The sequence below is a fragment of the Minwuia sp. genome (genome assembly GCF_048263705.1).
GTDB lineage: Bacteria > Pseudomonadota > Alphaproteobacteria > Minwuiales > Minwuiaceae > Minwuia.
Genome location: NZ_JBLXDV010000021.1, coordinates 17988 through 41455 on the forward strand (window position 1 = coordinate 17988; position 23468 = coordinate 41455).

At 64.6% G+C, this 23468-nt stretch carries 16 protein-coding genes; 13 read left to right on the forward strand and 3 right to left on the reverse strand.

Translation table 11 applies throughout. The features are described from left to right. The first annotated feature begins 16 nt into the window (after positions 1-16). The 6 genes from rpsT to ACN0X7_RS19750 all read left to right on the forward strand — a co-directional run bounded on the left by rpsT (position 17) and on the right by ACN0X7_RS19750 (position 8993). Positions 17-286: a 30S ribosomal protein S20 gene (gene rpsT / locus ACN0X7_RS19725; protein ID WP_417520193.1), complete on the forward strand. Its 270-nt coding sequence runs from the start codon at positions 17-19 to the stop codon at positions 284-286. A gap of 520 nt (positions 287-806) precedes the next feature. Beyond that, a complete protein-coding gene (gene dnaA, locus ACN0X7_RS19730) occupies positions 807-2159 on the forward strand; it encodes a chromosomal replication initiator protein DnaA (RefSeq protein WP_417520208.1) in 1353 nt (450 codons plus the stop codon). A 149-nt stretch (positions 2160-2308) separates the two neighbouring features. Then, positions 2309-3421 (forward strand): DNA polymerase III subunit beta, encoded by a 1113-nt coding sequence (gene dnaN / locus ACN0X7_RS19735; protein ID WP_417520194.1) that lies wholly within the window; start codon positions 2309-2311, stop codon positions 3419-3421. A 10-nt stretch (positions 3422-3431) separates the two neighbouring features. After that, positions 3432-4583, forward strand: a complete 1152-nt coding sequence (gene recF, locus ACN0X7_RS19740; protein WP_417520195.1) for a DNA replication/repair protein RecF — start codon at positions 3432-3434, stop codon at positions 4581-4583. 18 nt (positions 4584-4601) lie between these two features. Further along, the gene (gyrB, locus tag ACN0X7_RS19745) at positions 4602-7040 is read left to right on the forward strand and encodes a DNA topoisomerase (ATP-hydrolyzing) subunit B (RefSeq protein WP_417520196.1); all 2439 of its coding nucleotides are present in this window, start codon (positions 4602-4604) and stop codon (positions 7038-7040) included. Positions 7041-7085: 45 nt separating this feature from the next. Then, on the forward strand, positions 7086-8993 hold the full coding sequence (locus ACN0X7_RS19750; protein ID WP_417520197.1) for a transglycosylase domain-containing protein: 1908 nt from the start codon (positions 7086-7088) through the stop codon (positions 8991-8993). A 90-nt stretch (positions 8994-9083) separates the two neighbouring features. Here the strand turns inward: ACN0X7_RS19750 and ACN0X7_RS19755 are convergent, their stop codons facing one another. Both ACN0X7_RS19755 and ACN0X7_RS19760 read right to left on the reverse strand, forming a co-directional pair. Beyond that, positions 9084-10442, reverse strand: coding sequence for a PleD family two-component system response regulator (locus ACN0X7_RS19755; RefSeq protein ID WP_417520198.1), 1359 nt, complete (start codon positions 10440-10442; stop codon positions 9084-9086). Positions 10443-10460: 18 nt separating this feature from the next. Continuing rightward, entirely contained in the window at positions 10461-10826 is a 366-nt protein-coding gene (locus tag ACN0X7_RS19760; RefSeq protein ID WP_417520199.1) for a response regulator, read from the reverse strand. A gap of 162 nt (positions 10827-10988) precedes the next feature. Between ACN0X7_RS19760 and ACN0X7_RS19765 the strand changes: the two genes are divergently transcribed. From ACN0X7_RS19765 to ACN0X7_RS19785, 5 genes are read left to right on the forward strand one after another with little or no spacing between them, the layout of a single operon-like run. Next, positions 10989-11261, forward strand: coding sequence for a DUF3572 domain-containing protein (locus tag ACN0X7_RS19765; protein ID WP_417520200.1), 273 nt, complete (start codon positions 10989-10991; stop codon positions 11259-11261). 16 nt (positions 11262-11277) lie between these two features. Continuing rightward, positions 11278-12444, forward strand: a complete 1167-nt coding sequence (locus tag ACN0X7_RS19770; protein WP_417520201.1) for a serine hydrolase domain-containing protein — start codon at positions 11278-11280, stop codon at positions 12442-12444. 21 nt (positions 12445-12465) lie between these two features. Then, complete coding sequence (locus tag ACN0X7_RS19775) at positions 12466-13119, forward strand: hypothetical protein (RefSeq protein WP_417520202.1); 654 nt, start codon at positions 12466-12468, stop codon at positions 13117-13119. Between the two features lie 3 nt (positions 13120-13122). Beyond that, the gene (locus ACN0X7_RS19780; protein WP_417520203.1) at positions 13123-13995 is read left to right on the forward strand and encodes an ROK family protein; all 873 of its coding nucleotides are present in this window, start codon (positions 13123-13125) and stop codon (positions 13993-13995) included. After that, positions 13995-15257 (forward strand): DNA polymerase IV, encoded by a 1263-nt coding sequence (locus tag ACN0X7_RS19785; protein WP_417520204.1) that lies wholly within the window; start codon positions 13995-13997, stop codon positions 15255-15257. The genes ACN0X7_RS19780 and ACN0X7_RS19785 overlap by 1 nt, the downstream gene beginning before the upstream one ends. A 24-nt stretch (positions 15258-15281) precedes the next feature. Here ACN0X7_RS19785 and ACN0X7_RS19790 read toward each other — a convergent pair whose 3' ends face one another. After that, complete coding sequence (locus ACN0X7_RS19790; RefSeq protein WP_417520205.1) at positions 15282-20081, reverse strand: NAD-glutamate dehydrogenase; 4800 nt, start codon at positions 20079-20081, stop codon at positions 15282-15284. 289 nt (positions 20082-20370) lie between these two features. Here ACN0X7_RS19790 and gdhA point away from each other — a divergent pair, with 289 nt between their 5' ends. Further along, a complete protein-coding gene (gene gdhA / locus ACN0X7_RS19795; RefSeq protein ID WP_417520206.1) occupies positions 20371-21729 on the forward strand; it encodes an NADP-specific glutamate dehydrogenase in 1359 nt (452 codons plus the stop codon). 79 nt (positions 21730-21808) lie between these two features. Next, the gene (locus tag ACN0X7_RS19800) at positions 21809-23281 is read left to right on the forward strand and encodes an adenylate/guanylate cyclase domain-containing protein (RefSeq protein WP_417520207.1); all 1473 of its coding nucleotides are present in this window, start codon (positions 21809-21811) and stop codon (positions 23279-23281) included. Positions 23282-23468 lie beyond the last annotated feature (187 nt).

Genomic DNA, 23468 nt, shown 5'->3' on the forward strand with positions numbered 1-23468 from the left:
GGGTTTTCGGACAGTCATGGCGAACATCAAATCAGCCCAGAAGCGCATTCGTCAGGATGCCAAGCGCACCGAGCGCAACATGGCGCGGCGCAGCCGCATGCGGACCTATGTGAAGCGCGTGGAAACAGCGATCGAGACGGGCGATCAGGCTGCCGCCAACGAAGCCCTGAAGCGGGCACAGATCGAACTCGACAGCGCCGCCCAGAAGGGCATTCTGAAGCGCAACACGGCATCGCGGAAGGTTTCGCGCCTGAACGCCCGCGTGAAGGCGATCGCTTCGGCCTGATCGAACGCGGCGGGCCGGAACGCCCGCCGTGCGACCGGCTTCATCGAAGCAGGAAATGTGACGTTCCGGCATCAGTCCGGGGCGTCATTTTTTTTGTGAAATTTTTTTTACACAGGGTTGCTTTCGTGATTCGCAAGGATTCCAACAGGCAGCCAAATCGCTCTGGAATATTTTCCTCGACGCCGGTTTTGAGTCGCATTTCATGGCTTGCAAGGGACCTCTGAGGCGATCTATTGTCCCCTTCGTCGGGACGCGCAGGGCGCTCTCTTTTTTCCCAAGAAATTGCCCGACATCAGGAAATGTGATGCGTGTTACTGGTTCATGCGGGCCGGTGTCATGTAAAGTTAAAATAGAAGCGCTGAAAGATCAGAGAGGTTTAGATCTCTTTTATTTTGGTGCGGGGGTTCTGTTCATCATTTTTCGGAATGAATGAACGGCAAGGAGGGGTGAGTTGACGCTTGGTGGCGGTGATAGGTCCGAAGACGGGGACCAGCATGACGATCAGGCTTCCGATCCGGCGATGGATGCGCTCTGGGCGCGAGTCAGTGAACGTCTGTGCAAACAGATTGGCGCCGCATCCTTCAACAGCTGGCTGAAGCCGCTCCGGGTTGCCCAGCTTCACGAAGACCGTGTCATACTGCTGGCATCCACGGGTTTCCTGCGCGACTGGATTCGCGGCAACTATCAGTCGGTTCTGTTGCGTGAATTCCAGAAGGACATGCCGCACCTCCGGTCGGTCGTGATCGAACAGTCGCTGCAGGCGGATGTGCCGAAGCCCCGTGCCGGACGCGCGCCGGAAGTTCCCGGGGTCCTGAAGGCCGATCCGGCACCGAAGAGCGTGGACATGGCGCCCGGCATGCTGGATGACAATCTGACCTTCGACAATTTCGTGGTCGGCAAGGCGAACGAACTGGCCTATGCCGCCGCGCGCCGGGTGGCCGAGGCCGACGGCGTCGCCTTCAATCCGCTCTATCTCTATTCCGGCGTCGGTTTGGGGAAGACTCATCTGATGCAGGCGATCGCACAGCACATCCGTCAGACCCGGCCGGAGCGGAAGGTGATGTATCTGTCGGCAGAGAAGTTCATGTACCAGTTCATCCGGGCGGTGCGCTACAAGGACACGATGGCCTTCAAGGAGCAGTTCCGCTCGGTCGATGTGCTGATGATCGACGATCTCCAGTTCTTCTCCGACAAGGACTCCACGCAGGAGGAGTTCTTCCACACGTTCAACGAACTGGTCGACCGCAAGCATCAGGTGGTGATCTCCGCCGACCGGTCGCCGTCGGACCTGGACGGCATGGAGGAGCGCATCCGTTCGCGCCTCGGCTGGGGACTGGTCGCCGACATCCACCCGACCGATTTCGAACTGCGTGTCGGCATTCTGGAGCAGAAGGCGGCGATGAGCCCGGCGGCCAATGTGCCCGACGACGTCATCCGCTTCCTGGCGCACCGCATCACCTCGAACGTGCGGGAGCTGGAAGGCGCCCTGAAACGCGTGATCGCCCATCACGAACTGATGGGGCGGGCGGTGACGCTGGAGCTTGCGCAGGAAGTGCTGACCGACCTGCTGCGGTCGAACGCGCGCAAGGTGACCATCGACGAGATCCAGAAGAAGGTGGCTGAACACTACTCGATCAAGATGACCGAGATGTCGTCCAGCCGCCGCGCCCGCGCCGTGGCCCGGCCGCGTCAGGTGGCCATGTATCTGTCGAAGAAGCTGACCACGCGCAGCTTCCCCGAGATCGGGCGCAAGTTCGGCAATCGCGACCATACGACCGTGCTGCACGGCGTCCGCCGCATCGAGGAACTGATGCACGACGATGCCAGTCTGGCCGAGGATGTGAGGCTTCTGGAGGCCGCGCTCTCGAACTGAACGGACATCGGCGGAAACGCGATGGCGTCCGCTGCCGGAAAGTCGCGGAATCGTTGGCGAATCAAAACCAATACGTGCTATAAAATCCGACCCTGAGGGCGGCTTTGCCATCGGGGATTGTTCGCATCCAATTTGGCAAGATTTTCCCTATGAAACTGACCATTGAACGCGCAGCGCTTCTGACCTCGCTTGGCCATGTTCAGAGTGTTGTCGAGCGCCGCAACACCATCCCCATTCTCAGCCATGTCCAGATCGAGGCTTCGGGCGCATCGGTCAAGTTTCGCGCCACCGATCTGGAACTTGCCGTTGTCGAGGAAAACGAGGCGAACGTCGATACGCCGGGCACCGCCACGGCGCCCGCCCACACGCTCTACGATATCGTCCGCAAACTGCCGGACGGGGCGGATGTCGAACTGACGCTGGAACAGGAACGGCGGCGTCTGACCCTGCAGTCGGGCCGCTCGCGGTTCGCGCTGGCCTGTCTGCCGAACGAGGATTTCCCGACCATCGAGGATGACGACCTGCCGCACAGGTTCTCGATGCCGACCGATCAGCTCCGCCGCCTGGTGGAGCGGACCCGCTTCGCGATCTCCACCGAAGAGACCCGCTATTACCTGAACGGCGTCTATCTGCACGCCACTGACGACGGGGCGATGCTGCGTGCGGTCGCGACGGACGGGCACCGTCTCGCGAAGTTCGAGATTGCCGCGCCGGACGGCGCGCAGAAGCTGCCGGGCGTGATCGTGCCGCGCAAGGCCATCGGCGAGATTCACCGGCTGCTGGGCGACGCGGACGCGGATGTCGGCGTTTCGGTCAGCGACACGAAAATACGCTTCAATGTCGGACGGACGGTGCTGACATCGAAACTGATCGACGGTTCGTTCCCGGATTACGAACGGGTCATCCCGTCGGGCAACGACAAGATGCTGGAAGTCGATTCCAGGGTGCTGTCCAGCGCGGTGGACCGGGTGTCGACCATTTCCACCGAGAAGTCCCGCGCGGTGAAGCTGGCGATGGAGAGCGAGCGGCTGACCCTGTCCGCCAACAGTCCCGACGCCGGCAGCGCCTCCGAGGAGATCGCCGTCAGCTATGACGCGCCCGCGATGGAGATCGGTTTCAACTCACGCTATCTGATGGAGATCGCCAGCCAGATCGACGGGGCGAACGCCCGGTTCGAGCTGTCGGACTCGGCGGCACCGACCATCATTCGCGATCCGGAAGATGCAACGGCGCTGTATGTGCTGATGCCGATGCGGGTCTGAGCGGACGTCGGTGCCATCGCCCGCCATCGCCGAAAGACCGCGCATGATCCCGGTGGCCGTGCATCGTCTGCGGGCCAGTGATTTCCGGTCGTACAGTTCGGTGACCGTCGATCTGGATGCGCGCCCGGTCGTGCTGACGGGGGCGAACGGCGCGGGCAAGACAAACCTGCTGGAGGCGGTGTCGATGCTGTCGCCCGGCACGGGGCTGCGCCGGGCCAGGCTGACGGAGCTGACGCGGCACGGTGCGGCACGCTGGGCGGTATCGGCCCGGGTCGGCAATCGCGACGGCGAGACCGCTGTCGGTACCGGCCTGACCGGCGAGGCGGGGGCCGAGAAGCGGACGGCGCGGCTGGACGGCGAGACCGTCGGCCCCATGAAGCTGGGGGCGATCGCGCCGGTCAGCTGGCTGACGCCCCAGATGGACCGCCTGTTTCTGGACGGTGCGTCGGTGCGCCGACGCTTCATGGACCGGCTCATTCTGGGGTTCGATCCGGAGCACGGCCCGCGCGCCAGCCGTTACGAGCGTGCGATGCGGGAGCGGCTGCGGCTGCTGAAGGACGGACGGCGGGACGCGGAATGGCTGAACGCGCTGGAAGCGCAGATGGTCGAGAACGGCATCGCCATGGCGGCGGCGCGCCGGGCCTGGGCGGGTCGGACGGCGCAGGCGCTGACGGCCGGCGTCGGCCCTTTCCCGGCGGCGGAGATCGCGCTGGAAGGCACGCTGGAAGAAGCGCTGGCGCACCGGTCGGCGGCGGATGTCGAGGACGGGTTCGCGGAAACGCTGGCCCGGGATCGCACGCTGGATGCACAGACCGGGCGCACGAGCGCCGGACCGCATCGCAGCGATCTGGCCGTGCGCCACGTGGCCAGGGATGCGCCCGCCGCGCTGTGCTCGACCGGCGAACAGAAGGCGCTGCTGATCGCGCTGATCCTGGCCGATGCGCGGATGCAGTCGGTCGAGCGCGGACAGACGCCGATCCTGCTGCTGGACGAGGTGGCCGCCCACCTGGATCCGGACCGCAGGGCGGCGCTTTACGACGAGATTTGCGGGCTTGGTGCACAGGCCTGGCTGACGGGGACAGAACCCCACCTGTTTGAGGCCCTGGGTGACAGGGCGCAGCGCTTCGATGTTCGGGACTCCGAACTGACGGCCGCTGGCTAGCGAAGACCGAGGTAGACAATGAGCGATCAGGAAAACGAGAACGGCCCGTCGGCCGGTGGCGATTACGACGCGGATTCGATCAAGGTCCTGAAGGGGCTGGATGCCGTGCGCAAGCGTCCGGGCATGTACATCGGCGATACCGAGGACGGGTCCGGCCTGCACCACATGGTCTTCGAGGTCGTGGACAATGCGATTGACGAGGCGCTTGCCGGTCACGCCGACACCGTCGAGGTGATTCTGGACGGCGACGGCTCGTGCTTCGTGTCGGACAATGGGCGCGGCATCCCCGTCGATATCCACGAGGAGGAGGGCGTCTCCGCAGCGCAGGTGATCATGACCCAGCTGCATGCGGGCGGCAAGTTCGACCAGAACTCCTACAAGGTCTCCGGCGGGCTGCACGGCGTGGGCGTATCGGTGGTGAATGCGCTGTCGAGCTGGCTGGAACTGTCGGTACGGCGCAATGGCAAGACCCACGCCATGCGGTTCGAACATGGCGAGCCCATCGGCGATCTGGAGGTCGTCGGCACCTATGAGGGTCGGTCGGGCACGACGGTCCGCTTCCTGCCCAGCATCGAGACCTTCAAGAACATCGACTTCGATTTCGGCGTGCTGGAGCATCGCCTGCGCGAGCTGGCGTTCCTGAACTCCGGTGTGCGGATCGTGCTGGAGGACCGCCGCCATGTCGAGGTGAAAAAGACGGAACTGTACTACGAAGGCGGCACCGAAGCCTTCGTGAAGTATCTGGACCGGAACCGGACCGCGGTCATCAAGAACACGATCATGATGCAGAACGAACGCGACGGCATCACGGTCGAGGCGGCGCTGCAGTGGAACGACGGCTTCCATGAGAACGTGCTGTGTTTCACCAACAACATCCCGCAGAAGGACGGCGGTACCCACATGGCGGGGTTCCGCGCGGCCCTGACGCGCTGCGTCAACAGCTTCGCCGCCAACAGCGGTCTCGCCAAGAAGGAGAAGGTGACGATCACCGGCGACGACGCCCGCGAAGGGCTGACCTGCGTGCTGTCGGTGAAGCTGCCGGACCCGAAGTTCTCGTCCCAGACCAAGGAGAAGCTGGTGTCCTCGGAAGCCCGTCCCGCGGTCGAGAATGTCGTCGGCGATGGTCTGAACCAGTGGTTCGAGGAGAACCCCGGAGAGGCGCGGCAGGTGGTCCAGAAGATCGCGGAAGCCGCGGCCGCGCGCGAGGCGGCGCGCAAGGCGCGCGATCTGACCCGGCGCAAATCGACGCTCGACCTGGGCGGACTGCCCGGCAAGCTGGCCGACTGCCAGTCGCGCGATCCGGCTGAATCCGAGCTCTATCTGGTTGAGGGCGACTCGGCGGGCGGTTCCGCCAAACAGGCACGGGACCGGCGCACACAGGCGGTGCTGCCCCTGCGCGGCAAGATCCTGAACGTCGAGCGCGCGCGGTTCGACAAGATGCTGTCGTCGGGGGAGATCACGGCACTGATCACCGCGCTGGGAACCGGGATCGGACGCGACGATTTCGACATCGAGAAGCTGCGTTATCACCGCATCATCATCATGACGGACGCCGATGTGGACGGCGCGCATATCCGCACGCTGCTGCTGACCTTCTTCTACCGGCAGATGCCGGAACTGCTGGAGCGCGGCAATCTCTACATCGCCCAGCCGCCGCTGTTCAAGATCACCAAGGGGCGGTCTTCGGTCTATCGCAAGGGGCAGCGGGAGTACGAGGATTACCTGATCGAGAACGGTCTGAGCGAGACCATCTTCACCGATTTCAACGATGTGCAGCACGGTGGCGGCGAACTCGCCGAGCTGGTCGGACGCGCACGCCGCGTGGATCGCCTGCTGGATGCCGTTGGCCAGAAGTATCCGGCCTGGATCGTCGAGCAGCTTGCGATCGCCGGCGGGCTGTCGCCCGACGTCTACAACGACGACGAGAAGGCGCGCGAGACCGGCGCCTATGTCGCCCGCAGGCTCGATACGCTGTTCCCCGACTACGAGCAGGGCTGGATGGCCACACGTGCCAATGACGGATCGATGGTGTTCGAGCGTGAGCTGCGCGGCGTGAGAGAAGCCTATGTCATCGACGAGCGGCTGATCGCAAGCGGCGAGGCGCGCCGCCTCGATGAGATGACCGCAGAACTGCAGGCGCTCTACGCCAGGCCCGGCAAGCTGGTGATCAAGGACAAGGAGATCGAGGTGCATGGCCCGGCCAGCCTGCTGAAGGCGGTGCTGGATGCCGGACAGCGCGGACTTTCGGTCCAGCGCTACAAGGGTCTGGGCGAGATGAATCCCGACCAGCTCTGGGAGACCACGCTGGATCCGAACGCGCGGACCCTGCTGCAGGTCAAGGTCGATCATCTGGAGGAGGCCGACGAGGTGTTCTCCACCCTGATGGGCGATGTCGTCGAGCCGCGCCGTGACTTCATTCGCGACAACGCCCTGTCCGTGGTCAATCTGGACGTCTGATCCTTTGTCACCGCGCCGTCACAGCCGATATGCGATCAGGACCGCATGCTGAAACGTCTGCTGAAATGGGGCCTGATGATCGGTCTGGCCTGTGTCGCCGTGCTCGCGGTAATCCTGCTGCACGATCTCCCGGCCCCGAAACAGCCGGTCAGTGGCGGCACGATCACGATCCTGGATCGCGACGGGGCGGAACTGGCCGTCTATGGTGCCGCCGGTGCGCGCGCAGTGCCGCTGGAACGGTTGCCCGAACATCTGAAGGACGCGGTCATCGCCATCGAGGACCGGCGCTTCTATTACCATTTCGGCATCGATCCCATCGGCATCGTGCGGGCGGTATACACCAACCTGACCTCGGGACGTGTGGTGCAGGGCGGCTCGACCCTGACCCAGCAGCTTGCCAAGAACCTGTATCTGGGGGCGGAACGGACGCTGAAGCGGAAGGCGCAGGAGGCCGTACTGGCGCTGATCCTGGAGATGCGCTTCTCGAAAGACGAGATCCTCGAACTCTATCTGAACCGGGTCTATCTGGGGGCGGGCACCTATGGCGTCGAGGCGGCGGCGGCGCGTTATTTCGCCAAGCCCGCATCGGAACTGGGGCTGCGTGAATCCGCCATGCTGGCAGGTCTGCTGAAGGCTCCCAGCCGCTATGACCCGACCCGCAATCCGAAGGGGGCCGAGGCCCGCATGCAACTGGTCGTGCAGGCGATGGTGGATTCGGGACGACTGGACGAGGATGCCGCGGCGCAGGCCCTGGCCTCGCCGGCGCTGCCCGTCGGCCGTCCGCGCGACGAGGGCGTGCGCTACGCCACCGACTTCGCACGCGATCAGGTGGCCGTCATCCTGGGCAACAGCGACGAGGACCTGAAGGTGTTCACCAGCATCGACCAGGATCTGCAGAACCGCGCGGCATCCATTCTGGGGCGCCGCCTGTCCGGCAATCCGGCGCAGGGGGCGGTCGTGGTCATGGCGCCTGACGGTGAGGTGCGCGCGCTCGTGGGTGGCGCGAACTACGGCGAAAGCCAGTACAACCGCGCGGTCAGGTCGAAGCGTCAGCCGGGTTCCGCCTTCAAGCCCTTCGTCTATCTGGCGGCGCTTGAGGCCGGGTGGCGGCCGAACGACATCATCAACGACGCGCCGATCGCCGTGGGGAACTGGCGGCCCGGCAACTATCGCGACCGCTATCTGGGACGGGTGACCCTGACCGAGGCGCTGGCGCGGTCCGCGAACGCGGCCGCGGTGCGCCTGTCGGAAGAGATCGGGCGGGGACGCGGTATCGAGGTGGCGCGGCGGCTGGGCATCAATGCGGACATGCCGGACCATCCGTCGGTCGTGCTCGGGACGGCGGAGGTGACCGTGCTGGAACTCACCGCGGCCTACGCGCCGTTCGGCAACGGCGGGCGCGGGGTGACGCCCCACATCATCCGGCGGATCGAGAACGAGCGTGGCCGCGAACTTTACCGGTTGCGCGGCGACGGGCCGGGCCGCGTGATCAACCGGGACACGGCGGGCGACATGGCCCAGATGCTGCGCGCGGTGATCGAACGCGGCAGCGGCAGGGCCGCGCGCCTGAAACGCGAAGCCGGCGGCAAGACGGGCACGACCCAGGACAGCCGCGACGCCTGGTTCGCCGGGGTGACGGCGGACTATACCGCTGTAGTCTGGGTGGGCCGCGATGACAACAGGCCCATGAACGGGGCCTCCGGCGCCGGCCTGCCCGCACAGATCTGGCAGGATGTTATGGAGGTGGCGCATCGCGGGCTGCCCGCGCGTCCGCTGCCTGAAGGAGGGCGTGGCGAGGTGCTGGTCAGCCATTCCGAAAAGGAGGGGACGACGAAGGGCGAGGAACTGGTGAGCGGTCTGTGGAACCGCATACGGAGCTTTCTCGACGGCGCTGAAGCCGAAAAGGAAAGCAGCCGCGACCGGCCCTCCTACGAGGTCGAACCCGCGCGATAGCATCGTTTCCGGTCACACTCGAAGCGATCGCCAGCGGCATCGAAGACGCCTGGTGTGCCATGCCTGAAGATCCCGTCGGAGCGGTCCGCCCTATGCCGCGATGACGACCTTGTTGCGTCCGGCTTCCTTGGCCCGATAGAGGCACTCGTCAGCGCGTTTCAGGATGCTCGCACGGTCATCTCCCACGCGCGCCTCGGCGACGCCCAGCGAGCAGGTGACCGCAATCGCACCGGCCTCCTCGCCCGTGTCGAAGGGCTTGTCCTCGACCATCGTGCGCAGCCGCTCGGCGACGACTTCGGCCAGCTTCATGTCCGCGTCGGGCAGAATGACGACGAATTCCTCACCGCCGTAGCGGGCGGCCAGGTCGAATCCCCGCGTTCCGTCGGTGATCCGGTTGGCGAAATCCTTCAGGATGCGGTCGCCCGCCGGATGGCCGTGTGTATCGTTGACCGCCTTGAAGTGGTCGATGTCCATCATGATCAGGCTGAAACCCTTGCCGTCGCCGTTGATGCGGCCCAGCGCGGATTCGAGGTGCTGGTCGAAATAGCCCCGGTTGTGCAGGCCCGTGAGTGGATCGGTCATCGCCATGGCGATGGAATTCTCGACGTCCTGGCGCAGCATGTCCTGATAGCGTTTGCGGCGGATCTGCGTCTTGGCGCGGGCGACGAGCTCGTTCGCCTCGATCGGGCGCAGGATGTAGTCGTTTACGCCCATCTCCAGCGCCTTGGCGACACGCTCGGCGTCGCTCTCCTCGCCGACCAGCAGGATCGGCACCTGCCGCGATGACGGCGTGTTGCGAATCCCCGATACCAGGCGCAGCGGATCGGCACCCCGGTGGTCCAGCGAAACGACGATCAGGTCATAGGCGAACGATCCCGCCATCGCCATGGCCGCATCGGGATCGGCCTCGAACGCCATCTGGAAGCGGTCGCCCATGTGGCGCGCCATGTGACTGGTGTCGGACGGATTGTCGTCGATGACCAGCACGGTCGCGCCGTCCACATCCATGTCGCCCTCGGACTGGGACTGACCGAAATGCTCTCCGGTCTGGCGGCGCAGCTTCAGTTCGTCCATCGTCATCTTCAGCCGGACCAGCGAGCGGACACGCGAGAACAGCGCCAGATCGTTGACCGGCTTGGTCAGGAAATCGTCCGCGCCGGCTTCCAGTCCCTGAATACGGTCCGACATGTCGGACAGGGCGGTCACCATGACGACGGGAATGTGCGAGACGTCGGGATTCGCCTTCAGGCGACGGCAGACCTCGAAGCCATCCATTTCCGGCATCATCACGTCCAGCAGGATGATGTCGGGATTGTCCCGCTCAGCCGCTTCCAGCGCTTCCAGACCGTTCGTCGCGGTCAGAACGTTGTAATATTCCGTCGAAAGCTTGGCTTCCAGGATGCGGATGTTGGGCGCCACATCGTCGACAACCAGTACGCGGGCGGACATGCCCTGCTCCCCTTGCTACTAGTCGAGAAACTTCTTCACGGTATCGATGAAGGTGCCGACCGAGATCGGCTTCGAGATATAGGCCTCGCAGCCGCCCTCGCGAATCTTCTCCTCATCGCCCTTCATGGCGAAGGCCGTGACCGCAATCACGGGGATTTTCTGCAGATCATCGTCTTCCTTGATCCACTTCGTGACCTCCAGACCGGAGACCTCGGGCAGCTGGATATCCATCAGGATCAGGTCGGGATGATGATCGCGTGCAAGCTTCAACGCTTCCATGCCATCCTTGGTCTGAACGGTGGCATACCCGTGTGCGTCGAGCAGGTCGTGAAAGAGCTTCATGTTGAGATCATTGTCTTCAACGATGAGAACGGTTTTTGTCATCTCTACCTCTGGCGGCCTTCTGCCACTAATCTGACCACCCTATCCGCAGTCGATCCCTTTGGGAACCGTCAGCGGAGCGGGTGGTACCCCTTCATGGAGCAGCTCTGCAATGGCAACCCGATCATGCGCCGCAGCCCGTAAAGCATTGGTTAATTCGGATCGATGAACGAGACCGCGCATGTGATGGCCCTGAACGCCATCCAGCACATCGCCGGCGACGAGCGGTTGCTGTCGCTGTTCATGCAGCAGGCCGGCATGACACCGGATCTGATCCGCGACCGGATCATGGAACCGGAGTTCCAGGGCGGCGTGCTCGACTTCATCATGAGCGACGATCGGATCGCGCTGGATTTCTGCGCGGCCTTCGGCCACCGGCCTGATACGCTGCAGCGTGTGCGGCGCGCCCTGCCCGGTGCGCCGGACGAATATTACTGACGGGGAGAGAGACGCCATGGCGTTGAAAGAGACAGTGGACGAACTGCTGCGGCAGGGTGTCGAGAGCGGGGCCGTGCCGGGCGTCGTCGCGATCGCGACCGACGCCAACGGCAATTTCTATGAAGGCGCTTTCGGCAGCCTTTCCCTTTCAAATGGCGGGACGATGGCTCTCGACAGCGTGTTCTGGATCGCCTCCCTGACCAAGTCGATCACCGGCGTCGCCGCCATGATGCTGGTGGAGCAGGGAAAACTCGATCTGGATGCACCGGCCTCGGATGTCCTGCCCGAGCTGGCGGACGTGCAGGTGCTCGACGGCTTCGATGATGCGGGCGAGCCGGTATTGCGCCCGCCGAAGTCACCCGTGACCCTTCGGCATCTGCTGACGCACACCTCCGGGTTCGGCTATGCCTTCTGGAGCGCGGACATCGACCGCTATGTGAAGGCCGTGGATATCCCGCCGATCAGCAGCCGCACCCGCGCGGCGCTGCGGCTGCCGCTGCTGTTCGATCCGGGCACCGACTGGATCTACGGGGTCGGCATCGACTGGGCCGGTCTGATGGTCGAACAGGTCAGCGGCCAGAAACTGGGCCGGTTCATGTCGCAGAACCTTTTCGAGCCGCTGGGCATGGACAGCACCGCCTTCGGCCAGACGGCCGACATGAAGGGCCGGGTCGCCGCCATGCATCATCGCAAGGGCGAGGGCCTTACCGAACCCGAGCCCGCGCCGCCCGCGGGTGCGCCGGAGATCGAGATGGGCGGCGGCGGACTGGTATCGACCATGCCCGACTACGCCCGCTTCGCCCGCCTGATCCTGAACCGGGGACGCGCCGGCGGACATCAGTACCTGAAGCCCGAGACCTTCGAGATGATGCGGGTGAACCAGATGGGGGACAACCGCGTCCGGATGCTGAAGTCGACGGACCGCACGATGACCAACGACGCCGAGTTCTTCCCCGGCATCGAGAAGACCTGGGGCCTCAGCTTCATGATCAACGAACAGGAAGCGCCGACGGGCCGCTCCGCCGGCAGCCTCGCCTGGGCGGGCATGGCCAACAGCTATTTCTGGGCCGATCCGGACAAGGGTGTCGCGGGGGCATTCTCGACGCAGATCCTGCCGTTCGCCGATCACAGGGCGTTGCCGCTCTACCTGCAGTTCGAGAAGGCGGTATATGACAGTCTCTGATTCTCAACCGGGAAGAAATCCATGATCCCTGAACCCATTCGCGCGCAGTTGGATGCGATCCACATCGAACCCGGCCGTCCGCTGATCATCAGCGACGCGGACGAGGTACTGTTCGCCTTCATGGCCGGGCTGGAGACCTATCTGCAGGGTGAGGGCCTGTCGTTCGACTTCTCGTCGTTTGCCATCACCGGCAATGTGAAGGACAGCGACGGCAGGGCGCTGGACCAGGCGGCGGTCCGCACCCATCTGGGCACGTTCTTCGAGCGTCATACCGGGGAACTGCACCCGGTCGATGGCGCGGCGGAGGCACTGGCCGAGCTGTCGGAAGAGGCCCAGGTGGTCGTGCTGTCGAACATCCCGTTGGCCCGGCGGGCGGCGCGCGCCAGCGCGCTGGCGCGGCACGGCATGGATTATCCGCTGATCGCCAACGAAGGGGCCAAGGGTCCGGCGGTCAGCGCGCTGTTCGCCCGGGCCAGGGCACCGGCGGTCTTCATCGATGACATTCCGCACAATCACGCATCCGTCCGCGAACATGCCGATGATGTGCACCGGCTGCATTTCGTGGCCGACACGCGGCTGGCGAAGCTGATCCCCAAGGCCGACGACAGCCACGCCAGGGCCGACACATGGCCCGAGGCCCGACCGATCATCGAGCGGCATCTGTTCGGAGGGTGACCCGTGCGCATCGGCATAGATCTGGGGGGAACCAAGATCGAGGGTGTGGCGCTCGGACCGTCGGGCGGGGAACTGCTGCGCCGCCGCGTGCCGACACCACAGGGCGATTATCCGGCGACCCTCGAAGCGGTCGCCCGGCTGGTCGGCGATATCGAGGCTGAAACGGGACAGCGTGGATCCGTCGGTATCGGGACGCCGGGCGCGATTTCGCCGGCGACGGGACTGATCAAGAACGCCAATTCCACCTGTCTGAACGGTCAGCGGCTGGACCGGGATCTGGCGGCGGCGCTGGACCGGCCTGTCCGGCTGGCCAACGATGCCGACTGTTTTGCACTGTCGGAAGCGACAGACGGGGCCGGTCAGGGGGCCGCCCTCGTCTTCGGCGTTATTCTCGGCACGGGTGTCGGCGGTGGCATCGTGCACCACGGGCACCTGCTGAAAGGCCCCAATGCGATTGCCGGTGAGTGGGGCCACAATCCGCTGCCCTGGCCGCGGGATGACGAGCGCCCGGGGCCTGCCTGTTACTGCGGCAAACGGGGCTGCATCGAGGCATTTCTGTCCGGGCCCGCCCTGGAGAAGCAGCATCTGGCGCGGTCCGGGGAAGGCTTGCCCGCCGCGCAGATCGAGGATCCGGCACTCTGGTCGGTTTATCAGGACCGGCTGGCGCGGGCGCTGGCGCATGTCATCAACATCGTGGATCCGGATGTGATCGTGCTGGGCGGCGGCCTGTCGAAGCGGGCGCGCCTCTATGCGCCGGTCAGGGCGCGGCTGCCGGATCATGTCTTCTCGGATCATGTCGCGACCGAGCTGCGCCCGCCTGTCCACGGCGACAGCGGCGGCGTGCGCGGCGCGGCCTGGCTCTGGCCGGACGGCTGATGGGCGCGCTCTGCCGGGACTGTTTCGCCATCGACCGGGAGGGCCGGACCTGCCCGGCGTGCGGCTCGCCGCGTGTGATCCGCCATCCGGAACTGCACGATATCGCCATCGCGCATATCGATTGCGACGCGTTCTATGCCTCGGTCGAGAAACGCGACGATCCCAGCCTGGCGGACAAGCCGCTGATCATCGGCGGTGGACGCAGGGGGGTCGTCTCGACCTGCTGCTACGTCGCGCGCATGTACGGCGTCCGCTCTGCCATGCCGATGTTCAAGGCGTTGAAGGCCTGCCCCGACGCCGTGGTGATGAAGCCGCAGATGAGCAAGTATGTCGCCGTCAGCAAGCAGATCCGGGCCCTGATGCTGGATCTGACGCCGATGGTCGAACCGCTGTCCATCGACGAGGCGTTTCTGGATCTCGGCGGCACGCAGAAGGTGCACAGGTCCAGCCCGGCCACGTCGCTGGCGCGGCTGGCAAAGCGCATCCAGGACGAGATCGGCGTCACGATTTCGATCGGCCTGTCCTACAACAAGTTCCTGGCCAAGCTTTCTTCCGACCTTGACAAGCCGCGCGGCTTTGCGATCGTCGGCAGGGCGGAAGCGGTTTCGTTCCTCGGGCCGCGTCCGGTCTCCGACATCTACGGCGTCGGCAAGGCGTTTCAGGCACGGCTGACGGCGGACGGCATCCGGACGTTCAACGACCTGCGCCAGTACGATGAAGCCACGCTGATGAAGCGCTATGGCAGCATTGCCAAGCGACTGCGGTCGTTCGCCGACGGGCGCGACACGCGGTCGGTCAACCCCGACGGTGAACGCAAGAGCGTCTCCTCGGAGACCACCTTCAACGACGACCTGAGCGCGTTCGAGGACCTGAACCGCATCCTGTGGCGGTTGAGCGAGGACGTCTCGGCCACGCTGAAGGAAAAACGGATCGCCGGGCGCACCATCACCATGAAGCTGCGCACCGCCGACTTCCGCATTCGCACACGCTCGGTCACGCTGGATGACCTGACCCAGCTCGCGGGGGTCATCCATGGTGCCGCCGCACCGCTGCTGAAGAAGGAAGCGGACGGCAGGACGCGGTTCCGGCTGATCGGCGTGGGGGTCAGTGCGCTGGACGGCGACGATGACGCGGACCCGCCGGACCTGCTGAACCAGGGCCGCCAGCAGCGCCGGCGGATCGAGGCGACGCTGGACGACATCCGCGCGCGGTTCGGCAAGGCGGCGATCGGTGAAGGCCGCGGCATGAAGGACAAGCCGTAGGTTCGGACCCGGAGCAGGCGGTTCCTACAGCAGCCTTCCGATCTGCCGGTTCACCAGCACCAGGCGGCCCAGGTCGATGGCCCCTGCCGCGCGCACGTCTGTCATGATCTGGTCGACGCGCGCCAGTTCCCGATCGCTGCCCTTCTCCAGGGTCTGCAGGGCGTCTTCGGCGGAACCGGCGCCCTGTTCGAAGGCGCGGACGACAAGCTGTCGCTGCTGCACGTAACTGTCTTCCAGCAGCATCTGCACCGCCTGCCGTTCCCAGGTGTTCTCGGGCACCAGCCCGGCGGCCTGCGCGCGCAGCCAGTCGAGACCGAGGCGGCTGCCGAAGGCGAAATAGGCTTCCGCCGCCACGGCCACGTCCTGCCCGGCCTTGCCGGCGGCATCGACCACATCCAGCGTCGTCGCCAGCGGTTGCAGGCTGGCGATGCGGTCGGCCAGATCGGTATCGACCCCGCTGTCGGTCAGGATCTGCGCGCGGTGCGCCCAGGTCGCCAGATCGGTCTCGCTCAGATAGTCGCGCAGTTTCCGGCGCAGGTCGGCGATGGCCGGTCCGAATCTCTCGACCAGCGCCGCCCGGTCCACGCCGGGCGCGGCGCTGCGCAGGAACCAGAGCGAGGCCCGTCCCATCAGGTTCTGCAGGATCGTCAGCATCCGGGTCTGCACGGCGGCATCGACCTGATTGTCCAGCGCGTCGATGGCGTCCCAGACAGGTCCCAGTTCGAAGATCTCGGCGACCGCCAGGGCCGCGCGTCCGACATCCGATGCATCGATGCCCAGGTCGTCCTGCGCCAGGCGGCTGAAGGTCGGCCCGCACCGGTTGACGATGAAGTTCGCGGCAATCGTCGCGATGATCTCCCGCCGCAGCCGGTGACCGGCGATCTCGGCGGGGAAACGCTGCTGCAGGACCGCGGGGAAATAGCTCATCAGAGCGGCTTCCTGCCCCGGATCATCGGGCAGGCTGCCCTGCATCAGTTCCGTCTTCAGCGACATCTTCGCGTAGGACAGCATCACGCTGATCTCCGGGCGCGTCAGCCCGTCGGCCCGCTCGGCCAGTTCCTCGTCGTCGGGCAGGAACTCGACATGCCGGTTCAGCAGGCCCTGCTGACCGAACGACCGCATCAGCCGCTGCATCGCGCCCAGCCCGGACGCACCCGCCGCTTCGGCGACCGTGATCGCCTGTCCCTGAACGTAATTGTCGCGCAGCACCAGTTCGGCGACTTCATCGGTCATCTCGGCCAGCAGGGTGTCGCGCTGCTTGCGGGTCATGTCGCCCGACGCCTCGACGGCACCCAGCAGGATCTTCAGGTTCACCTCGTGGTCCGAACAGTCCACGCCCGCGGAATTGTCGACGAAGTCGGTATTGATCCGTCCGCCCGACTGCGCGAATTCAATCCGGCCCAGCTGGGTGATGCCCAGATTGGCCCCTTCACCGATCACCTTCGCGCGGACGTCCTCGCCGTTGATGCGGATGGCGTCGTTTGCCCGGTCGCCCGCATCGGCATTGGATTCGGCGTCCGACTTGATGTAGGTGCCGATGCCACCGAACCAGAGCAGGTCGGCCGGCGCCTTCAGCACCGCCTGCAGGATCTGCTGCGGGGCCAGTTCGCCCGCCGGAATGTCCAGTGCCGCCGCCGCCTCGGGCGTCAGCTTCACCTTCTTGGCGGAACGGTCGATGATCATGCCGCCCTTCGACATCAGGTCGCGGTTGTAATCGTCCCAGCTTGACCGGCCCAGATCGAACAGGCGCTTGCGTTCGGCAAAGCTGGTCGCGGGATCGGGATCGGGATCCAGGAAGATGTGGCGGTGATCGAAGGCCCCGATCAGCCGGATCTGCTCCGACAGCAGCATGCCGTTGCCGAACACATCGCCCGACATGTCGCCGACGCCGACCACCGAGAACGGTTGCGTCTGGATATCGATGCCCATCTCGCGGAAGTGCCGTTTCACGCACTCCCAGGCGCCGCGCGCCGTGATCCCCATGCCCTTGTGGTCATAGCCCGCGGCCCCGCCGGACGCGAAGGCATCGCCCAGCCAGAAGCCGTAGTCGATGGCCACCTGATTGGCGAAATCGGAGAAGGTCGCCGTGCCCTTGTCGGCGGCGACCACCAGATAGGGATCGTCGCCGTCGCGGCGCACGCAGTCCGGCGGCGGTACGACCGCGCCCTCGACGATGTTGTCGGTGATGTCCAGCAGACCGGAGATGAAGGCGCGATAGCAGGCGATGCCTTCGGCCATGATGGCTTCGCGCCCGCCGTCCAGCGGGGGCCGCTTGGGCACGAACCCGCCTTTTGAGCCGACCGGCACGATGACCGCGTTCTTCACCATCTGCGCCTTCACCAGGCCCAGAACCTCGGTGCGGAAGTCCTCGCGCCGGTCGGACCAGCGCAGGCCGCCGCGCGCGACGGGACCGCCGCGCAGATGCACGCCCTCGAACCGCGGCGAATAGACGAAGATTTCCCGGTGCGGCCGCGGCAGGGGCAGATCGTCCAGCAGTTCGCTGTTGAACTTGATCGATACGTAGGGATTGCCGTCGGCGTCGCGCCGGTTCTGGAAGTGGTTGGTCCTGAGCGTGCACTGCACGGCGTTCAGATAACGCCTCAGGATGCGGTCCTCGTCCAGGCTGCTGACATCTTCCAGCATGACCTGGATGGATTCGGCGATGGTGGCACCGGTTTCCTCGGCACCGTCCGTGGTCGCCGGATTCATCAGGCAGAAGAAGAGTTCCAGGATCAGGCTGGTGATCTGTCCGTTCCGCGCCAGCGTGTCCTCCATGTAGGACTGGCTGAACCCGACGCCGGCCTGACGCAGGAACTTGCAGTAGGCGCGCAGCAGCACGATTTCCGCAGGCTCGAGGCCCTCGCCGACGATCAGGCCGTTGAAACCGTCGTTCTCCATCTCGCCGGAGAAGATCTTCAGGAAGCCTTCCTCGAACGGTTCCTTGATGCTGCTGAGCGACAGCGCATCGCCGTCCGCCGTCCGCATCTCGAAATCATGCACCCAGCACTGCGGAGAGACCGGGTCGCCCACGGGATAGGTCTGCTCGGCCAGTACCCGCAGGCCCATGTTCTCCAGCATCGGCAGCACGTCCGAAAGCGCCAGTGCCTCACCGCGCTTGAACAGTTTCAGGCGCAGCGTGTTCTCACCGTCCTCCAGCCGCCGGTAGAGATTCAGCTGCGGCAGGTCATCGCCGGTCTGTTCGATATGTTCGATGTCCAGCGCGGCCATCGGCGCCGAGAAGGTTTCGCGGTAGGCGGCGGTGAAGGCACCTGCATAGCGGCGCAGGAGGGCACCGGCCTGCTCTTCGCCGTGCGCGCCTTCCAGCGCTTCCTGCAGCCCGTCTTCCCAGGACCGCGCCGCGGCGATCAGACGGGCCTCCAGGTCGGCGACATCGACGTCGCGCGCGGTGGGTCCGCCGCCGACGATGACATGCAGGCGGGCCAGCGCCAGATCGCCGATCTGGGTGTAGAAGGCCGAGATCCGTCCGCCCAGCGCCTCGGCCAGGATGCTCTCGAACTTCCGGCGCAGTTCCGAATCGTAGCGCTCCCGCGGGACATAGACCAGGCAGGAGAAGAACCGCTCAAACCGGTCGCGGCGCAGGAAAAGCTTGATGCGCGGGCGGTCGAGCAGGCCCATGATGCCCATCGCCGTGCTGTAGAGCTCGTTCTCGGTGATCTGGAACAGTTCGTCGCGCGGAAAGGTGTCCAGCACGTTGACCAGCGCCTTGCCGGCGTGGCCGCGCGGATCGAAACCCGAGCGCTCGACAACCTTGGCGGCCTTGCGCCGGATGTAGGGAATGTCGCGCGGGGTGCGGTTGTAGGCGGCGGATGTGAACAGCCCGACGAAGCGCCGTTCGCCGACGATCTCGCCCTTGTCGTTGAAACGCTTGACACCGATGTAGTCGAGATGGACGGGCCGGTGCACGGTCGACCGCTTGTTGGCCTTGGTGACGATGATCAGTTCCGGGCGCTGCAGGAATTCGCGCACTTCCGGCGAGAGGGACGGTTCACCGCCAGCGCGTTCCATCACCCTCCGGCTGGGGCTGCGCAGCAGGCCAAGTCCCGAATCGGGCACGATTTCCAGCCGCTCGCTCTCCATGCTCGCCAGGTAGTCGTATTCGCGGTAGCCCAGGAACGTGAAGTGATTGTCGATCATCCATTCCAGCAGCGCGCGCCCCTCGTTCACATCCGCCGAAGGCAGCGGCGGCGGGTTGCTGTTCAGGTCGGCGATGATCGCCCGGGCCTGCTCCATCATGGCGGGCCAGTCCTCGACCGCCAGCCGCACGTCGCCCATGACCTCGGTAACGGTACTCTCGATGGCGGCCAGATCGGCCGGATCGGTGTGGGTGCTGAATTCGATCTGGATGATGGATTCGCGGGCGCCGTCCTCGTCCTTTCCGACACAGTCCAGAAGGCGGCCGTCCGCATCCCGCTTCAGCGTCACCACCGGATGCAGCAACTGATAGATCTGGCCGTCGAAGCTGTTCAGCGCCGATACGATGGAATCGACGATGAAGGGCATGTCGTTGGTGACGGTCTCGATGATCGTGTGCGGGGAGGTCCAGCCGTGCTCGTCCAGTTTCGGATTGTAGACCCGGACGCAGTGGCCGCCGGGCTTGCGCTGCTGCGCCAGCTTCCACAGCGACAGCAGCGCGCCATAGGCCTGCTCGACCGTCCTGTCCGCGGCATCATCGCTTGAGATGTCGCGCATGACCTGTGCCGCGAAGGCAGAGACCGACCGCGCCTCATCGGGGGGCAGGCGATCCACGCACCGTTCGACAATGGCTTTCAGAAGATGGTCATTCGGCTCGGCGATGGCGTCCATTGAGGGCCCTCCCTGGCGACTTTTTTCGGAGGCGATCGACCTCCATTGGATGAAACTATGCACCGAAATGCGATGCTTTGGTTAATCAAACAACATGAAACCGGCGATTTACGCTCAAATACTCAAAAATAAGCCGCCATCACACGAAGACAGGTTGACCGGGGAGGCCCCTGTTGGAACAGTGGTTTCGAATGGAGTGCCATGTTGGGGGACAAGGGTGCGCAAGCTGCCTGTGACTCCATCGGCCATGCACGCCATTTCCAGTCAATCTGAGGAGGGGGCCTAGACAATGGCGTCGGCAAACGAACAACTGAATAATTTCATGGAAGGCCTGGAAAAACGCAATCCGGGCGAACCCGAGTTCCATCAGGCTGTGATGGAGGTGGCGGCGACCATCATTCCGTTCCTGGACAATAATCCGAAATACCGGGAAATGCAGATCCTGGAGCGCATGGCCGAACCGGACCGCGTGGTCTCCTTCCGCGTCTGCTGGCAGGACGATGAGGGCAACATTCGCGTCAACCGCGGCCATCGCGTGCAGATGAACAATGCCATCGGCCCCTACAAGGGTGGCCTGCGGTTCCATCCGTCGGTCAACACGTCGGTTCTGAAGTTCCTGGCCTTCGAGCAGACGTTCAAGAACAGCTTGACCGGCCTGCCCATGGGCGCGGGCAAGGGTGGTGCGAACTTCAATCCGAAGGGCAAGTCCACTAACGAGATCATGCGCTTCTGCCAGTCCTTCATGACCGAACTCTACCGCCACATCGGCGCGGACATCGACGTGCCCGCGGGCGATATCGGCGTCGGCGGCCGCGAGATCGGCTACATGTTCGGCCAGTACAAGCGGATCACGAACTCCTTCGAGGGCGTTCTGACCGGCAAGGGCCTCGAATTCGGCGGCTCGCTGGTGCGCACCGAGGCGACCGGATACGGCGCGGTCTACTTCCTTCAGAACATGCTGAAGGCCGCCGGCAAGGACGTCGAAGGCATGTCCGCCGCGGTTTCGGGTTCGGGCAACGTGGCGACCCACGCAGCCGAGAAGCTTTTGCAACTGGGTGCCAAGCCGATGACCATGTCGGATTCCGGTGGCTTCATCCACGATCCCGAAGGGTTCACCCAGGAGAAGATCGACTGGATCAAGGATCTCAAGAACAACCGTCGTGGCCGCATCAGCGAATATGCCGACCATTTCACCGGCGCCACCTTCCATGAGGGCAAGCGTCCGTGGAGCGTTGACTGCGATATCGCCATGCCGTGCGCCACGCAGAACGAGATCACCGAAGAAGACGCGAAGATGCTGATCAGCAACGGCGTCAAGGCCGTCTCGGAAGGCGCGAACATGCCGACCGTCAACGAAGGCGTCGAGGCATTCCAGGATGCCAAGGTGATCTTCGGCCCGGCCAAGGCAGCCAACGCCGGTGGCGTTGCGGTCTCCGGTCTGGAGATGAGCCAGAACTCGGCACGCATTTCCTGGGGCGTCGATCAGCTTCAGGAGCAGCTGCGCCAGATCATGGAAGACATCCATGGCCGCTGCGAGAAGTACGGCAAGGACTATGGCCGCGACGACCAGATCGACTATGTCGCCGGTGCGAACATCGCCGGCTTCGCCAAGGTCGCCGACGGCATGATGGCGTTCGGCGTGGTGTAGGCCACACCGATACCATCGGTTACACAATGCGCCCGGTCTTCTTCTGGAAGGCCGGGCGTTTCCGTTTATGGTGCGCGCGATGAAGCCATTTGCGCGATACGCCCTGACGCTTTCGATCCCCGCCGGGATCGACATGTTCTCGAATGCGATTTTCTCGGTGCTGACGCGGGAGCCCGGGTATTTCATATGGACCCAGGCGTATGACGCCGTCTTTCTGATCGCGTTGAACATATTTCTGGCGCACCGGTTCTTCTGGCGTCCAATTGCGGCGATCATCGATGGCGACGACAGTCCCGGAAACCGGCGGGCGTTGAATCGCTTCGCCAGACGCAGCGCGATCTGGGTCGGCTGCTATTTCATGGTGGTCTACCCGGTCGGTTTCTTTCTCAGTCCGTTGGCAGGCTCCTACGGCGGGGATTTCGCCCTGCCGCTGGACTACATCTATTTCATCGCCATCATTCTGGCGTTCACCTCGTCCTATCTGGTGTTCTACCTGACCAGCGGACAGGTGACGCAGATCAAGCTGGACCTGTTTGCATCGCGCGGGATCATCATTCCCGCAGCCGGGGCGAAGATCCGATCACGGATCGTGTTCGCGGTCGGGCTGATTGCCATTCTGCCGATGGTGATATTCGCCGCCGAACTGTTCTGGTTCACGCGCTATCGCGGGGCCGGGCTGGATCTGCCGCTTGAGGATGCGCTGTTGATCGATTTCGCCGTCGCGGCGGTTCTGGTGATCCTGACGCTCAGTTTCCTGCCCCGCACCATCACGCGCCCGATCGAGGTGCTGAACGAGGCCGTCGAGAAGGTGGCTGGCGGCGACCTGACGACCCGCGCGCCGGTGACCTCCGATGACGAGATCGGGCTGGTGACGACGCGTTTCAACACCATGGTCGAAGGGCTTCAGGAGCGGCGCGCGATCCGGGAGACCTTCGGCAAGTATGTGCCGGAAGCGGTCGCCGAACGCCTGATCCGGGACCCCGCCATCATGCAGGGCGAGGAGCGCACGGCAACGATCCTGTTCACCGATATTTCCGGCTTCACGGGTATTTCGGAACGGCTGACGCCCGCCGAGACCATCGCCATGCTGAACGAATATTTCGAGGTCGTGCTGGACCCGATCCAGCGCCGCAACGGTACCGTCAACGCCTTCATCGGCGATGCGGTGTTTGCGAGTTTCAATGTGCCCGCGCCCGATCCGGATCATGCCGCAACGGCGGTCGCCGCGGCGCTGGAGATCGAGGACCGCCTCAAGGGCCGACTGTTCGGTCCCGAAGGCGACATCCGGCTCGACACGCGCATCGGCATCAACACGGGCACGGTCGCGGCGGGCGCGGTCGGCGCGGGCGGACGGCTCGGCTATACCATCCTGGGGGACGCGGTGAACATCGCCGCCCGACTGGAGGCGCTGGTGAAGGAGAAGGGCGGTCCCATACTGGTCAGTGCTGCAACCCGGGAAGCGGCGGGCGACCGTTTCCGGTTCGAAAGCGTCGGCGCGATCACGATGCGGGGCCGGGCGCACACGACCGGGGTCTGGCGCGTGCTGGTCTAGGGCGGAAACAGTCTGAATGGAACCATTCAGACTGTTTTCAAGAATGGCAACTACCTTTGCGAGTTGCGTTATTTCGTTTTCATGGTGATTCCATGAAAACGAAAAACGCTCTAGGTCATGAACTCATTAAATGGATTCCCATTTATGAGGAAGCGTGATTCATTCTCTGGGAGGAGGACGAATCATG